Annotated in this window: 11 protein-coding genes and 1 pseudogene; 4 read left to right on the forward strand and 8 right to left on the reverse strand. The window is 66.8% G+C overall.

Features of this window, described 5'->3' with window-relative positions; translation table 11 throughout:
* Positions 1–128: 128 nt before the first annotated feature.
* The 6 genes and pseudogenes from W930_RS30925 to def form a co-directional block, all read right to left on the reverse strand.
* Positions 129–713, reverse strand: a pseudogene (locus W930_RS30925) (DUF4390 domain-containing protein); the annotation flags it as partial.
* Positions 710–2023 (reverse strand): 16S rRNA (cytosine(967)-C(5))-methyltransferase RsmB, encoded by a 1314-nt coding sequence (rsmB, locus tag W930_RS0121075; protein WP_023598150.1) that lies wholly within the window; start codon positions 2021–2023, stop codon positions 710–712. The gene rsmB and the pseudogene W930_RS30925, both read right to left, overlap by 4 nt.
* Positions 2024–2215: 192 nt before the next feature.
* Positions 2216–3076: a zinc metalloprotease HtpX gene (gene htpX, locus W930_RS0121080; protein WP_023598151.1), complete on the reverse strand. Its 861-nt coding sequence runs from the start codon at positions 3074–3076 to the stop codon at positions 2216–2218.
* A gap of 212 nt (positions 3077–3288) precedes the next feature.
* Positions 3289–4272, reverse strand: a complete 984-nt coding sequence (gene fmt, locus W930_RS0121085) for a methionyl-tRNA formyltransferase (protein WP_023872756.1) — start codon at positions 4270–4272, stop codon at positions 3289–3291.
* Positions 4273–4302: 30 nt separating this feature from the next.
* Positions 4303–6021: a glycosyltransferase family 39 protein gene (locus W930_RS0121090; RefSeq protein WP_023598153.1), complete on the reverse strand. Its 1719-nt coding sequence runs from the start codon at positions 6019–6021 to the stop codon at positions 4303–4305.
* A gap of 148 nt (positions 6022–6169) precedes the next feature.
* Positions 6170–6673: a peptide deformylase gene (gene def, locus W930_RS0121095; protein WP_023872755.1), complete on the reverse strand. Its 504-nt coding sequence runs from the start codon at positions 6671–6673 to the stop codon at positions 6170–6172.
* A 131-nt stretch (positions 6674–6804) separates the two neighbouring features.
* Between def and dprA the strand changes: the two genes are divergently transcribed.
* The 3 genes from dprA (at position 6805) to W930_RS0121110 (ending at position 11493) form a co-directional block, all read left to right on the forward strand.
* Entirely contained in the window at positions 6805–8145 is a 1341-nt protein-coding gene (gene dprA, locus W930_RS0121100; protein ID WP_080685233.1) for a DNA-processing protein DprA, read from the forward strand.
* 52 nt (positions 8146–8197) lie between these two features.
* The gene (locus W930_RS28335; protein WP_023872753.1) at positions 8198–8584 is read left to right on the forward strand and encodes a thioredoxin family protein; all 387 of its coding nucleotides are present in this window, start codon (positions 8198–8200) and stop codon (positions 8582–8584) included.
* A 218-nt stretch (positions 8585–8802) separates the two neighbouring features.
* Entirely contained in the window at positions 8803–11493 is a 2691-nt protein-coding gene (locus W930_RS0121110; protein ID WP_023872752.1) for a DNA topoisomerase III, read from the forward strand.
* A gap of 117 nt (positions 11494–11610) precedes the next feature.
* Here the strand turns inward: W930_RS0121110 and W930_RS0121115 are convergent, their stop codons facing one another.
* Entirely contained in the window at positions 11611–12579 is a 969-nt protein-coding gene (locus W930_RS0121115) for a LysR family transcriptional regulator (RefSeq protein WP_023598158.1), read from the reverse strand.
* A 613-nt stretch (positions 12580–13192) separates the two neighbouring features.
* On the opposite strand from W930_RS0121115, the gene hemN reads away from it, so the two are divergent.
* A complete protein-coding gene (gene hemN, locus W930_RS0121120) occupies positions 13193–14560 on the forward strand; it encodes an oxygen-independent coproporphyrinogen III oxidase (protein WP_028731293.1) in 1368 nt (455 codons plus the stop codon).
* A gap of 148 nt (positions 14561–14708) precedes the next feature.
* On the opposite strand, the gene W930_RS0121125 is transcribed toward hemN, so the two are convergent.
* Positions 14709–14906: a YbdD/YjiX family protein gene (locus tag W930_RS0121125; RefSeq protein WP_023598160.1), complete on the reverse strand. Its 198-nt coding sequence runs from the start codon at positions 14904–14906 to the stop codon at positions 14709–14711.
* Positions 14907–14912: the final 6 nt, after the last annotated feature.

Here is a 14912-nt window from a genome sequence, read left to right on the forward strand (position 1 = left end):
GCCGGGCCGACACGCCCCGCACTTCCCGCGCTGGGCACGGACGGAGCGTCCGGCGTCGCTGGCGCGGCGGAGACCGATGAGGCGACCGTCACCGTTGCCGGCAGGCTAGCCGCCGGCGGCGGCGTGGGCGTGAACAGGAAGCGCGCCCAGTCGGAGCTGAGATTCCAGTCGCGGTTGTTGACCGCATCGATCTGGAACGGCTTGGGCATGAGCGCGTTGTCGAGACGCATGCGCACCGATGCCTGATATTGCGTGCCAGGCTTCACCACGCCCTTGTCGATCACGCGCCAGCCACTGACATTGCGAACCAGCGCCAGCGCTTCGCGCAACGAGCCGAAGCCCAGTTGCAGTCCGTTGCTGCTGTTGCCGCTGTTGCTGGAGACGCGATATTGACGCGTGAGCGGCTGGAACCACAGTCGCACGCTCTGCGAGGACGACACGACCTTTTCGTCGAACCAGTACCAGCGCGAGCGCGTGAGTTCGAAGTCGGTCGTGAAGTAAAGGGAGATGCCGCGATTGACGGCGTCTTCGAGGCTGCTGTTGAGTTCGAAGGCGAAGCGCGCATCGAGCGACCAGCCACCGTCGGACGGTTCGAGCCGGGCTTCGCGCACCTGGATTTCGTTTTCGGCGCGCGCCGGCGCTGCGAAGCCGAGCGCGAAAACGCTCAGCAGCAGCGGCAGCACGCAGGCCAGTAGCCGTTGGGAGAAGGTCACCGTTTCTGGAAGCGAGCGTAGTAGAAGCCGTCGTGGGCGCCGCCTGGCGTCATCAGCAGTTGCCCGGGAGCGTCCAATCGTACCGCATCTGTGCAAACACGTTCAAACCATTGCGCCTGCTGTTCGTTTTCCGCCGGAAAGACCGAGCATGTGGCATAGACCAGCTCGCCACCCACGGCCAGCGTGTCCCACAGCGCGAGCAGGATGCGGCGCTGCTCCTCGACCAGCGCGGCGATGTCCGCCTCGCGGCGCAGCCAGCGAATGTCCGGATGACGGCGCACGATGCCGGACGCCGAGCAGGGTACATCCGCCAGAATGCGGTCGAACGGCACGCCGTCCCAACCGCCGCCAGACCATTTCGTCGGTGCGCCAGCATCGCCGATGCGCACGTCAGCCGTCAGTCCCAGCCGCTCGAGATTTTCGTAAATGCGCGGCACGCGCGTGCGATCCGACTCCAGCGCGGTGACCTGCACGTCGGCCGTCTCCAGCAGATGCCCCGTCTTGCCGCCAGGCGCGGCGCAGGCGTCTAGCACGCGCATGCCCGCGCGCGGCGACTCGCCAAGCACGAGTCGCGCGGCCAGTTGCGCCCCGGCGTCCTGCACCGACACCCAACCGTCGGCAAAGCCCGGCAGACGCTCCACCGGCACGGCCTGCGCCAGACGCAAGGCGACCGGCCCGATCACCTCGGCCTGCATGCCCGCCATCGTCAGACAAGCCTGCATGGCGGCCACGCTGATACGACGGGTGTTCACGCGCAGCGTCATCGGCCCGCGCTGGTCGCCCGCGGCGAGCAATGTCTCCCACTGCTCGGGATAGGCGTCGCGCACCATGTCGATCCACCAGGCGGGGTAATTCCAGCGCGCCTCGGGTTGCGCGGCGATCTCGGCCATCAGGGCGTCGCGCTCACGAAGAAAGCGACGCAGCACGGCATTGGCGAGTCCCTTCGCGGCAACCGTGCGGCGCTGCGCGGCAATGGCCTCGACGGCCTGGTCCACGACCGTAAATTCGGTGTACGCAGCATTTTCGGACGCGTCTTGCAGCAGGGCCAGCGCGCACAGCAGGATGTCGCGCACGCGCGCCTGCAGGGCCGGCTTGACCAGCATGGCGAGCAAGGCGCGGCTGCTGCCCAGACGCCGAACCGCCCGGTAGGCGAGATCCTGTGCGGCGGCGCGCACGGGCGGCGCGCACTGCGCCGTGGCCTGCGCCAGCGCCTGCGGCAACGCGGTGCCCTTCTGGACGGATTCGAGGGCCTGCGCGGCGCGTTGCAGCGCGTAGGCCAGGGATTCGGTGGGCAGGCTCGGTTGCGGCATGGGGCTTCTACAAACAAACATGCCCGCACGACGGCGGGCATGGGAACTATCGGAGGGCTGTCGGGCGACAGGATAGCAGACTGGCGCAGCCCGCCCGCATCAGCCGTGCCGCGCGCGTCGCGCATTCGCGTCGACACACGGCTTCGGTCGCCGCGTGGTCAGTCCTCACTTCGGCGCGTCCGGCCGCGCCGGTCAGGCAGGATACTGGCCCGTGCGCGCCATTTCCATCAGGCGGGCGATGCGCTCCTCGGTGGCCGGGTGGGTCGAGAACAGGTTGGCGATCGTGCCGCCCGAGAGCGGATTCATGATCATCATCTGCGCCGTGGCCGGATGCTGCTCGGCCGCCTCGAACGGAATGCCTTGCGCGTAGCGGTGAATCTTGTCGAGCGCCATGGCAAGCGCCTGCGGATCGCCGGAAATCTCGGCGCCGCCCCTGTCGGCTTCGAATTCGCGCGCCCGCGAAATCGCCATCTGGATCAGCGAGGCCGCCAGCGGCGCGAGAATCGCCACGGCAATGCTCGCGATCGGATTGGCCGGACGGCCGTTCTCGTCGCGCCCGCCGAAGAACATGGCGAAGTTGGCGAGCGCAGAGATGGCGCCGGCCATCGTCGCGGAAATCGTCGAGATGAGAATGTCGCGATGCTTCACGTGCGCCAGCTCGTGCGCCATCACGCCGCGCAGTTCGCGATCGGACAGCACCCGCAGAATGCCCGTGGTGGCCGCCACCGCGGCATGCTCGGGACTGCGCCCGGTGGCGAACGCATTCGGGGCGTCTTCGTTGATCAGGTAAACCTTCGGCATCGGCAGCCCGGCGCGTTGCGACAGCTCGCGCACCATGCCGTAGAACTGCGGCGCGCTCGTCTCGTCGACCTGCTGCGCGTTGTACATGCGCAGCACCATCTTGTCCGAGAACCAGTACGAAAAGAAATTCATCGCAAGCGCGAACGCCAGCGCGAGCATCATGCCCTGCCGGCCGCCGATCATGCCGCCCACCACCATGAACAATGCGGTGATGGCCGCCATCAGCAGGGTGGTCTTCATCCAGTTGAACATGGTGTTCTCCTCTGCAAATCTTGGTGACCCGAGGAACTCACGCACTTTGCGTGTCCTCGGGCGTTAGATGGGGCCGGCCGGCGAAAATTCAACGTCGGCGGCCCCAGCTTAGACTTTTTTCGGACGTTTGCCGGAGTTTCCCGGCCGGATCGACGACGTTTTCCGACGTTTTCATGCAGTTTTGACGTTCGGAACGGTGAAAAACTCGCCCCTCACGTCGCCGGCGGTGGGGCAGCGGCGAAGACGTCGCCGGAAGTGAGCGCGAACCCCGCGAGAAATTCGCGAACCGGCAGGCGCTTGCCGCCCGGTTTCTGGCATTCGGTCACGCGCAGCGCGCCGTTGCCGCATGCGATGACAATGGCGTCAGCGCTCACTTCGAGCACGGTGCCCGGCGCCGCCCCGGCCGGAGCGGCCACGGCGCTCGCGCGCCACAGCTTGACGGCGGTGTCGTGTACCGTGCCGAGCGCGCCCGGGAACGGGTCGAACGCCCGTACCTGCCGCGCCAGCACCTCGGCCGGCTTGCGCCAGTCGAGCACCGCTTCGTGCTTGGCAATCTTTTCCGCGTAGGTCACGCCGGCTTCGGGCTGGGCCTCGCCGGGCAGCTTGCCGTCGCGTGCGAGCCGCTGCAGCGCGTCGACGATCATCCGGCCGCCCAGCGCCGCCATGCGGTCGTGCAGCGTGGCCGTGGTGTCATCGGGGCCGATCGGTTCGGCCTCGCGCAAGAGCATCGCGCCCGTATCGAGACCCGCGTCCATCTGCATGATGGTGATGCCGGTCTGGGCATCGCCCGCCTCGATGGCGCGGTGGATGGGCGCGGCGCCGCGCCAGCGCGGCAGCAACGAGCCGTGGATGTTCAGGCAACCATAGCGCGGCAGGTCGAGCACTTCCTGCGGCAGGATCAGGCCATAGGCGGCCACCACCATCACATCCGGTGCAAGCGCGCGCAGTTGCTCGATCGCGGCGGCCGCTTCCTCGGGGTACTTGCCGTTGCGGCGCAGCGACGGGGGCTGTGAGACCGGCATGCCGTGGGCCTGCGCGTAGCGCTTGACGGGGCTGGCCTGCAGTTTCATGCCGCGCCCGGCAGGACGATCGGGCTGAGTGAGCACCAACTCAACGGGAAAGCCTGCGGCATCGATGGCGGCGAGCGCGGTCTGGGCGAATTCCGGTGTGCCGGCGAATACGATGCGAAGCGTCATGACGGACGTTCTCCTGCGCGATACGGTGAATTACTTGACGGCGGGCATCGACGGCGCCACGAAGGCACGGAAGCGCTCGTTGGTGTCGCCGGCGCGGCCCCCTTGCCAGATCTCGCGCCAGCCCGGCGGAGCGGAAATGCGGGCGTTGGCCTTGTCGAGCAGCAACAGCACGCCGCAGCGCGACGCATGTGCCAGATCTGGCAACTGGGTCGGGCGCACGTCGATGAAGTAATCGAGCATGGCGCGCTCCGACTCGCCGACATTGAACGATCCGATGCACGTGGCGGCCGCGCCGGACGGCACGACCTGTGCGAGCGAGCGTTGCAGCGACGCGAACGGCGTACGATAGCTGCGCGCCTCGTTGATCCAGGGCAACAGCAGTGTCGAGAGCGTCCCCCAGACGAACATCAGCCCGGCGAAGCCGAAGACGAGCGCCCCGAGCTCGCGACGGCGCATGATCGCGACGATCCACAGGGCCGCGATCGCCACGGCGGCAAGCACCAGCCCCGGCGAAAACGGCAATACATAGTCGAGCGGCAGCCACTTGCCGATCGGTCCGGCGGCGACGTGCCCGTGCCCGGTCAATTGCAGTCCCCATCGCACCCACAGGAACACGCCCAGCGCACTCATGAGCACGAGTGCCACGCCCGACCACGTTTTCTCCAGCCATCGCGGCAGGCGTGCCCCGGCGCCCAATACGGCGATCGCCGGGAAGAGCGGCAACATATAGATATCGCGAATCGCCGACGACACCACGAGCGTGAGCACGAAGAGCGCCACGTACAGCCAGAGCATCGCCTGCTCCGGACGCTGCGCGACGAAGCGGCGCACACCGGTCTCGCGCCACTGCGCGACCAGCGCGCCAAGTGCCAGCCAGCCGGCGGGGAACGTCAGACCCAGCAGGCTGGTCACGTCGCTCAGGTAAGAGGTCCGCTCCCCGCCCAGGTGCACGAAGCCGAAGAAGCGTCCGAAGTTGTTGTCCCAGAACCACTCGATGAAGAGCGGCTCGGACGCGCGCCAGAACAGCACCGGCCAGATGACGACCCACGGCAGCGAGGCCAGTACCGCCCAGCCGAGCGCGCCGGCGTAGCGACGCGTGCGATAGGCCGGGATGGCGAGCACCGCGAGCGCGGTCAGCGCCAGCACCCCCGGCACCAGCAGCCCCTTGCTCAGGAAGGCGATGCCGGCACCGGTGCCGAAGAGCAACCCCCACAGGCGCGCCGAATTCTCCGCCTTCGCCAGCCGGGCGAGCGCCGCCAGCGCGAGCGCCGCGCCCGCCAGCTGCGGCACGTCGGCGGTGAGCTTATGGATGTTTTCGATCGCGCCGAAACTGCCCACCATCAGCATGGGCGCGAGCCAGTTGAAGGTGTCGGTGTCATGTGTCGACTCCGGCCCGTAGAGACGCTGGGCCAGACGCCCGACACAGAGCACGGCGACCACCAGCCATGCGAACACAGCCAGTTGCGCGCCGTCGAAGACGGGCAGCACCCCCGCTGCCAGCCGCGCGAAGAACGCGCCCGTCCAATACATGACGGGGGGCTTTTCCACAAATGGGTCGGCGCCCACGCGCGGCACGACCAGGTCGTGACCGCGGAAGAAGTTGAGCACCATGCCGACCGAATACGGTTCGTCGGCTTTCCAGGGGTCGCGATCGAACAGCCCCGCCAACAGGAACGCGAACAGCAGTGCGGCGCTCAGCCAGTAAAGCGTGCGGGTGCGGGAAGACGACGAGGTGATGGCGATGGACATCTCGGCAAACAGTCGGGAAATGGCCCGACGGCAGACGTTCGAGACGCCCCGTCGCAGCAGCGGAAGACAGGCCCCATGGGCCCGCGAGCGCTGCAAGTATAGAGGACTTTGCAGGGCCCGCCCACGTATGAGGCGGGACGACGCTCGTTCAGGCGCGTTCGGCCTGCTTCTTCATCTTCTGCTTGATGCGGTTGCGCTTGAGCGGCGAGAGGTACTCGACGAACACGCGGCCCTTGAGGTGATCCATTTCGTGCTGAATGCACACGGCGAGCAGGCCGTCGGCGTCGAGCTCGAACTTCTCGCCCTTTTCGTTCAGGGCGCGCACGCGCACGCGATCGGCGCGCTCGACTTCGTCGTAGATGCCCGGCACCGACAGACAGCCCTCTTCGTAGACCTTCTGCTCGTCACTGCGCCAGACGATCTCGGGATTGATGAACACACGCAGTTCGTCGCGCGTTTCCGAGAGATCCATCACGATCACCTGCTCGTGCACGTCGATCTGCGTGGCGGCCAGGCCGATGCCGGGTGCGTCGTACATGGTCTCGGCCATGTCCTTGACGAGCTGGCGAATCCGGTCGTCGACCTCGGCGACCGGCTTGGCCACCTTGTGCAGACGCGGATCGGGATATTGAAGAATTGTCAGTAATGCCATGATGAAAACGGGAATTCGCCGCATTGCCCCGCAGGCCGCTGCAATCGCACAATCTTGCGATGACTGCGGCGTCGCGACGTTTGCGCCGACTCCCAGCCTGCCCCGGCCCCCCGGTCAATGCTTACCGGATGATGAAAAATTTTAGCATAGCGCCCCTGTCGGCGCTGGCGCACGGCGACGTGGCGCCTCCCTCCGACGTCCATTCGAAGGCCGCCCCCGGCGCCCCCGTCGAGGCGCACGGCCGGACCGACGACAGCGCGCCGTGCCGTGCGGATCATCGGCATCCGACCGGCGCCAGCCCCGAGGAAATCAAGGACTGGCTTCGGTTGTGCCACACGCCGGGCATACCGCCGGCGGCCGTGCGGCGTCTGTTGACGGTGTTCGGTTTGCCGGCCGCGATCCTTCAGGCGTCGCGCGACGACCTGGCGCGGATCGTGCCGCCGGCGCTCGTCGCTCGGTTACTCGCACGAACGTCGCCCGATCTCGGCGAGCAGATCGCGCGTACCCTGGCGTGGGCTCGCCAACCCGGATGCGGCGTCGTCACCTTGTCCGAACCGGCCTACCCGCGCGCACTGCTCGCGCTCGGGGACGCCCCGCCGATCCTGTACTGCCGGGGCGACGCCGGACTGCCGAATCGGGCGGGGGCGATGACGGCCGCGCTTGTCGGCAGCCGGCGCGCCACGCCGCAGGGATGCGACGATGCGCGGCACTTCGCGCGCGTGCTGGGCGATGCAGGGGTCAACGTCGTGTCGGGACTGGCCGCCGGCATCGACGCCGCCGCCCACGACGGCGCGCTGGACACGCCAGGCGGCACCTGTGCCGTCGTCGGTACCGGTGCGGACATCGTCTACCCGGCCCGACATGGCGCGCTGGCCGAGCGCATTGCCGCAAGCGGGCTGCTGCTGAGCGCCTTTCCCATCGGCACGCCGCCGCGCCCCGACCACTTCCCGCGCCGCAATCGGCTGATCGCCGCGCTCGCGCGATGCACCCTGGTCGTGGAGGCCGCCACGCAATCGGGTTCGCTCATCACGGCGCGCCTGGCGGGCGAACTCGGGCGCGACGTACTCGCCGTTCCCGGATCCATCCACGCGCCCCAGAGCCGGGGCTGCCATGCCCTGATTCGCGATGGCGCCACGCTTGCCACCGGGCCGGAAGACGTGCTCGAAGCCCTTGGCGCCGGCAATCCGCTGCGACCTGCGCCGGACGTGGCCGATCAGGCGAGTGTGGCGTCGACGGCATGCGTGACGTCGCCATCGGCGACATCGCCGGTGAGGCCGCTGCCGCCGGGCCGCGCAGCAATCCTCGAGGCGCTGGGGTATGATCCGGTCAGCGCGGACACCCTTTGCGGACGCACCGGCCTGGGCATTGCCGAGGTGCTCGCCCACCTGGGCGCACTCGAACTGGACGCAAGCGTCGCCCGCTTGCCGGGCGGCCGGTTTGTCCGGCACAGGCCGCGAGGCGGCGCGCGATGACCCGCCCGCCTACACACCCCGACCCTTTCCCAGACTTGCACCGCCCAGATCCATGCCTGTTTTCGATCCCGTCACCGACCGCTCCGCGCTGGCCGCCGTACTCGCCGATGGCAAGACGCGTCTCGTGGCCTGCCTGTGCGCAGCGTGGTGTGGCACCTGCCGCGAGTACGCGCAGACGCTCGAAACGCTGGCGGCCAGGTATCCCGAACTGTGCTTCGTCTGGGTGGACATCGAGACCCACGCCGACTGGCTCGACGATCACGACATCGAGAACTTTCCCACCCTGCTGGTGCAGGATGCCAGCCAGTCCGCCGGACAGGCGCGCTTTTTCGGTCCGGTGCTACCGGCCATCGGTATCCTCGAGCGCATGCTCGACGCCCGGGTGCTGGGCGACGCCACGGTCGCGGCGCCCGCCCTGCGCGAGCATCTGCTGGGCTGACGGCGCTCGCCGGCACGACCGCCGGGGCGCGCCGCGGTGCGGCTTTGCGCGCGTACGGCGCCCCGTCGGTCCACGCTTGCCGCCGGCCTGCGACGCGCTTATGATGTGCCGCTTCCAGGCACGCCTCGTGCCCTATCCGACGGCAACGCCGGAATGGCTATATGTTATAAAGCCAACGAATGTCGCCTGGCGACACCCCCTCAACATTACCGAACGTCATGTCAAAAGCTCTGATCATTGCCGAGAAACCGTCCGTCGCGAACGACATCGCACGGGCGCTGGGCGGCTTTACCAAGCATGACGAGTACTTCGAGAACGACGATTATGTCGTCTCGTCGGCGGTTGGCCACCTCGTCGAAATCGGCGCGCCGGAAGACTATGAAGTCAAACGCGGCAAGTGGAGCTTCGCCAACCTTCCCGTGATTCCCCCGCATTTCGACCTCAAGCCGATCGCCAAGAGCGAATCGCGCCTGAAAGTGCTCACGCGTCTCATCAAGCGCAAGGACATCGACGTTCTGATCAACGCCTGTGACGCGGGACGCGAAGGGGAGCTGATTTTCCGCCTGATCGCGCAGCACGCGAAAGCGAAGCAGCCGGTCAAGCGTCTGTGGCTGCAATCGATGACGCCGCAGTCGATCCGCGACGGTTTCAAGCGCCTGCGCAGCGACGGCGACATGCTGCCGCTGGCCGATGCCGCGCGCAGCCGCGCCGAAGCCGACTGGCTCGTGGGCATCAACGGCACGCGCGCCATGACCGCCTTCAACAGCAAGGGCGGCGGCTTTTTCCTGACGACTGTCGGTCGCGTGCAAACGCCCACGCTGTCCATCGTGGTCGAGCGCGAAGAGAAGATTCGCAAGTTCGTCTCGCGCGACTATTGGGAAGTGAAGGCCGAGTTCGTGGCCTCGGCGGGCTTCTACGAAGGCCGCTGGTTCGATCCGAATTTCAAGCGCAACGAATTCGACCCCGAGCAGCGCGATTCGCGCCTGTGGAGCCTGGCGGCCGCCGAATCGGTCGTCGCCGCCGTGCGTGGCAAGCATGGCACGGTTACCGAGGAATCGAAACCGTCGACCCAGCTCTCACCGCTGCTGTTCGATCTGACGAGCCTGCAACGCGAAGCCAACAGCCGTTTCGGCTTCTCGGCGAAGAACACGCTCGGCCTGGCGCAGGCGCTGTACGAAAAGCACAAGGTGCTCACGTACCCGCGTACCGACGCGCGCGCCCTGCCGGAAGACTACCTGGCCACCGTCAAGGAGACGATGGCCGTGCTCAAGGAAAGCAACAATTACCACCAGTTCGCCAACCAGATCCTGAACAAGGACTGGGTCAAGCCGAACAAGCGGATCTTCGACAACAGCAAGATCAGCGACCACTTCGCCATCATCCCGACGCTTCAGGCGCCCAAGAATCTCTCCGAGCCGGAGCAGAAGCTCTACGACCTGGTGGTCAAGCGCTTCCTGGCGGTGTTCTTCCCGGCGGCCGAGTATCAGGTGACGACCCGCATTACGGAAGTGGTGGGCCATCACTTCAAGACCGAAGGCAAGGTGCTCGTGCAGGCCGGCTGGCTGGCCATCTACGGCAAGGAAGGCGCCGACGACGGCAAGGACGCCAAGGCCGGCAAGGAAGACCAGCCGAACCTCGTGCCGGTGGCAAAGGACGAGAAGGTGGGCGTGGACAAGGTCGAGGCCGTGGGGCTGCAGACCAAGCCGCCGGCGCGCTACAGCGAAGCCACGCTGCTCTCGGCGATGGAAGGCGCGGGCAAGCTCGTCGAGGATGGCGAACTGCGCGAAGCCATGGCCGGCAAGGGTCTCGGCACGCCGGCCACGCGCGCGGCCATCATCGAAGGCCTGCTCACGGAAAAGTATCTGGTGCGCGAAGGCCGCGAGTTGCACCCGACGGCCAAGGCGTTCCAGCTGATGACGCTGCTGCGCGGCCTCGGCGTGGACGAACTGACCCTGCCCGAACTCACGGGCGAGTGGGAAGCCAAGCTCTCGCAGATCGAGCGCGGCGGGCTCAAGCGCGACGAATTCATGCATGAAATCGCGCAAATGACGCAGACCATCGTCAAGCGCGCGAAGGAATACGACTCGGACACGATTCCGGGCGACTACGCCACGCTGACCACCCCTTGCCCGCATTGCGGCGGCGTGGTCAAGGAGAACTACCGGCGTTTCGCCTGCACGAACTGCGCGTTCTCGATCTCGAAGATCCCCGGCGGACGCCAGTTCGAAATCCCCGAGGTCGAAGAACTGCTGCAAAAGAAGACGATCGGTCCGCTGTCGGGTTTCCGCAGCAAGATGGGGCGCCCGTTCTCGGCGATTCTCAAGCTCTCGCCCGACGACGAAATGGGCTACAAGCTCGAGTTCGACTTCGGCCAGGACAGCGGCGACGAAGACGGCGAAGCGCCCGATTTCACCGGACAGGAGCCGGTCGGCAAGTGTCCGAAGTGCGGCGGTCGCGTCTTCGAGCACGGTATGCGCTATGTCTGTGAAAACGCCGTAGCGAATCCGAAGACCTGCGACTTCACGTCGGGCAAGGTCATCCTGCAGCAGGAAATCACACGCGAGCAGATTCACAAGCTGCTGACCGAGGGCAAGACGGATCTGCTGACGAACTTCAAGTCCTCGCGCACCGGCCGCACATTCAAGGCTTATCTGGCCAAGCAGAAGGACGGCACGATCGGCTTCGAATTCGAGGCGAAGGCCCCGAAGAAGACGGCCGCGAAGTCGGACGAGGCCGAAGGCGACGACAAGGCCACCCCGGCGCGCAAGACGGCGGCCAGGACCGCGGCGACGAAGACACCGGCCAAGAAGGCGGCCGCCAGGAAGACGACCGCAAAAGCCAAGCCGGCAACCAAGACGGCGAGCCCGTCGGACGATGCGTCGTTCGACGAGGACGACGCGCCGTTCTGAGGGCGTCGTCAGCGCCCATGGATGCGCGTCGCGAGACGCCGCCACCATGAGAAACGGCCACGCCCCTCGGGGATGTGGCCGTTTTTTTCATGGCGCTTATGCAGCCCGCGTCAAAGGTCAAACGGGCATTTCACTGATCGGCGGGTTGGGCGACGGCATTTTGGGCGGCACCCAGCGCTCGGCGGCCGAAATCCCTTCGTTCTGGCGGAAATACTCAACCGTCAGATCGATGAACCCCCGCGTCTTGGCCGACAGATACTTGCGGCTCGGATAGACGAGCGACACATCGACCGGCGTCTGCGAGAAATTGCGCAGCAGCGCGACGAGATCGCCGTCGCGCACGTCGTTCCCGACCAGATAGGACGGCAGGAACGCAATGCCATGGCCCAGCAGCACCGACTGGCGCAGCAGCGCCGTGTTGTTGCAGATGAATTTGTTCTGCACGCGCACGCGCACCTCGCCGTCCGGGCCGGAGAACACGCGATCGTCGCTCCAGAAGTCATTTGGCAGGCCGAGCACGCCATGCTCGCCCAGTTCCTGCGGCGTGACCGGCTCGCCGTGCTCGGCGATGTACGCCGGCGAGGCGCACAGCATCACGCGGGTTTCGGCGAGCACCCGCGAAATCAGGCTTTCGCTGTTGATCATGCGCGTGAGCAGAATGCCGCAGTCGTACCCCTCCTCCACCAGATCGATGGCCCGGTCCGTGAGCGTGAGATCGACCACGACCTTCGGGTGCATCTCCTGATACTTCTTGACCAGCGGCGCGAGGTTGCGCAACCCGAAGGACACTGGCGCCACGACCTTCAGCGTACCTTTCGGGTCGCGCGAGGCACTGGAGATGAGCGCATCCGCTTCGTCGACTTCGTCGATGATCTGCCGACAGCGTTCGAGGTACACCTGGCCGGCGCCGGTGAGCGACAGACTGCGCGTGGTGCGATTGAGCAGACGAACGCCGAGATGGGATTCGAGCTCCGCGACGTGACGCGTGACCACGGCGGCCGACAGATCCATCTGGGCAGCCGTGCGGGCAAAACTCCCGTTGTCGGCCACTTTGACGAAAACGCGCATCGATTGCAGACGGTCCATGTTGTTTCCAATCGTGATGTGCCGCGTCGATCCGGCGAAGCGAGGCAAAGGCAGGCGAGCGCGGACCGGAGTGGCTCCGATGCTGCGCAAACCCGCAGGCACTGGCCGGACCGCCGCCCCGGACCGTTCCGGGGAGCGCAACGCGCGTGCCGCCAGGGGTGTCGACACGGCGGGGACTTCAATAAGGCGTTAGCTTACCGTAGGCAGCCAAAAATTGCCTGTCGCGGCAATGATTTTGCGACGTGGCCGTCGGGCATTGAGCGCGTGCCGGTGCGAAATTCCACGCAGGGTGACGGTCTTCACGGGGCCGTCCCGCCACATGCACGCGGCCGGGCGCGGCGCGAGCGCCGCCGCCCCGGTGTTTGACGCAGGTCAGGGCGGGGCGGGTGTCGCAAGGCTACATTGAGGAATCTCTCATCGTCCCGTGCCCGTCATGTCCGCCCTGCCCCCGATTACGACGTCCTGCGCCAATGCCTCGCGCACTTCCCACGGCTCGCGGTGCCCCGGGTGCGCCTCGCACGCCTCGCACACCTCAGATGACGACCACGGCGATTCGTCGTGTAAAACACGCCGCAACCCCGGCCCGCGCCATGCGGACGCCCCGCCGGCGCCCATCTTCTTCGACGCCCGCCTGCTTGGCCGATATGACGTGAACGGCCCGCGCTACACCTCATACCCGAGCGCGCTGCAATTCCACGACGCGTTCGGCGCCGAAGACTATGCCCGCGCCGCCGCGCAATCCAAACGTACCGGCAAGCCACTCTCGCTATACCTGCACGTGCCGTTCTGCGACACGGTCTGCTTTTACTGCGCATGCACAAAGATCGTGACGAACAATCGCGCCCACGCCGACGCCTACGTCGAGCGCCTGCACACCGAGATTGGGCGGCAGGCGTCGTTGCTGGGCGCCGGCCGCGCACTTGCGCAGATGCACTGGGGCGGCGGCACGCCGACGTTTCTCTCGCTGGAACAGATCGCGTCGCTCGTCGACGCCATCGCGCGCCGGTTCGTGATGACCCACGACGACGACGCCGAGTACGCCATCGAGATCGACCCGCGCAGCGCCGGGCCGGCGTCGATTCGCGCCTTGCGCGCTCTGGGCTTCAACCGTCTGTCCATCGGCGTGCAGGATTTCGATCCGCGAGTGCAGGAGGCGATTCATCGCGTGCAGCCGCGCGCACTCGTCGAGGCCGCGATCGACGCCGCGCGGAGCAGCGGGTTTCGGTCCGTCAACTTCGATCTGATCTACGGATTGCCCTATCAGACACCGGAATCGTTCTCCAGCACGCTCGATGCCGTCATCGAGATGGCCCCGGAGCGGCTGTCGGTATTCAGCTATGCGCATCTGCCGCAGCAGTTCAAGATGCAGCGGTGCCTGCCCGACGCACTGCCGGACGGCCCACAAAAACTGGCGCTGTTGCAGACGATCGTTGCGCGGCTCACCGCGGCCGGGTACGTCCATATCGGCATGGATCACTTCGCGCGCCCCGACGACGAACTGGCGCGGGCACAGGCCGCCGGGACACTCCATCGCAACTTCCAGGGCTACAGCACGCGCGCCGATTGCGACCTCGTCGGCGTGGGCATGTCGGCCATCGGACGCGTCGGCGACAGCTACGCGCAAAACGCCAAGACGCTACGGGACTACTATGACGCCATCGATGCCGGCGGCCTCGCGATCGCGCGCGGCGTGCGGCTCGACGATGACGACCGTATCCGTCGCGACGTGATTTCGCGCGTGATGTGTCACATGTCGCTGGATTTCGGAGCCATCGAGCAGGCACACGCCATCGAGTTCGCCGCCTACTTCGCCAGCGAGCTCGGCGAGCTGGCCGATCTGGCAGCGGACGGGCTCGTGGCCATCGACGAGCACGGGTTGCGCGTGCTGCCGGCCGGGCGCCTGTTGGTTCGCGTCGTCGCCCAGGTATTCGACCGCTACCGACGCAGCGCGGCCAACGCCCGCTGCGCAAAAGTGATGTAGGTGAATTCGCGGACGGGAGCCCAATGACGAAAGCGCCCGGTGGATCTTCCACCGGGCGCTTTTTTATTCCAATGCAGTGACCGCGGCCGAGGCGGCTTGCGTCCTTCGTCGCGACACGCACCACGCGGGACAGAGCGCCGCCGTCAGCTCAGCAGCATCGCCCGCCGCTCTTGCCGCCGTAGCGCGCTTCCTGCCGTTCGCGGAAGAACGCCTCGTAGCTCATGACCGGCTGATCCGGGTGCGTGGCGCGCATGTGCGCCACATACGTGTCGTAATCGGGCAGGCCGACCATCAATCGCATGGCCTGTCCGAGATAGCGTCCGACCTTACCGACTTCGTCGAGCATGAGACT

Source organism: Pandoraea sp. E26 (genome assembly GCF_000681415.1).
In the GTDB taxonomy this organism is placed as follows: Bacteria; Pseudomonadota; Gammaproteobacteria; order Burkholderiales; family Burkholderiaceae; genus Pandoraea; species Pandoraea pnomenusa.

Excerpts from the sequence above, each read along its gene's own strand:
- def (WP_023872755.1), bottom strand. The coding sequence starts at position 6,673 with ATGGCATTACTGACAATTCTTCAATATCCCGATCCGCGTCTGCACAAG.
- W930_RS0121115 (WP_023598158.1), bottom strand. The coding sequence starts at position 12,579 with ATGGACCGTCTGCAATCGATGCGCGTTTTCGTCAAAGTGGCCGACAAC.
- dprA (WP_080685233.1), top strand. The coding sequence starts at position 6,805 with ATGAAAAATTTTAGCATAGCGCCCCTGTCGGCGCTGGCGCACGGCGAC.
- W930_RS0121125 (WP_023598160.1), bottom strand. The coding sequence starts at position 14,906 with ATGCTCGACGAAGTCGGTAAGGTCGGACGCTATCTCGGACAGGCCATG.
- W930_RS0121110 (WP_023872752.1), top strand. The coding sequence starts at position 8,803 with ATGTCAAAAGCTCTGATCATTGCCGAGAAACCGTCCGTCGCGAACGAC.
- fmt (WP_023872756.1), bottom strand. The coding sequence starts at position 4,272 with ATGACGCTTCGCATCGTATTCGCCGGCACACCGGAATTCGCCCAGACC.
- rsmB (WP_023598150.1), bottom strand. The coding sequence starts at position 2,023 with ATGCCGCAACCGAGCCTGCCCACCGAATCCCTGGCCTACGCGCTGCAA.
- W930_RS0121090 (WP_023598153.1), bottom strand. The coding sequence starts at position 6,021 with ATGTCCATCGCCATCACCTCGTCGTCTTCCCGCACCCGCACGCTTTAC.
- W930_RS28335 (WP_023872753.1), top strand. The coding sequence starts at position 8,198 with ATGCCTGTTTTCGATCCCGTCACCGACCGCTCCGCGCTGGCCGCCGTA.
- htpX (WP_023598151.1), bottom strand. The coding sequence starts at position 3,076 with ATGTTCAACTGGATGAAGACCACCCTGCTGATGGCGGCCATCACCGCA.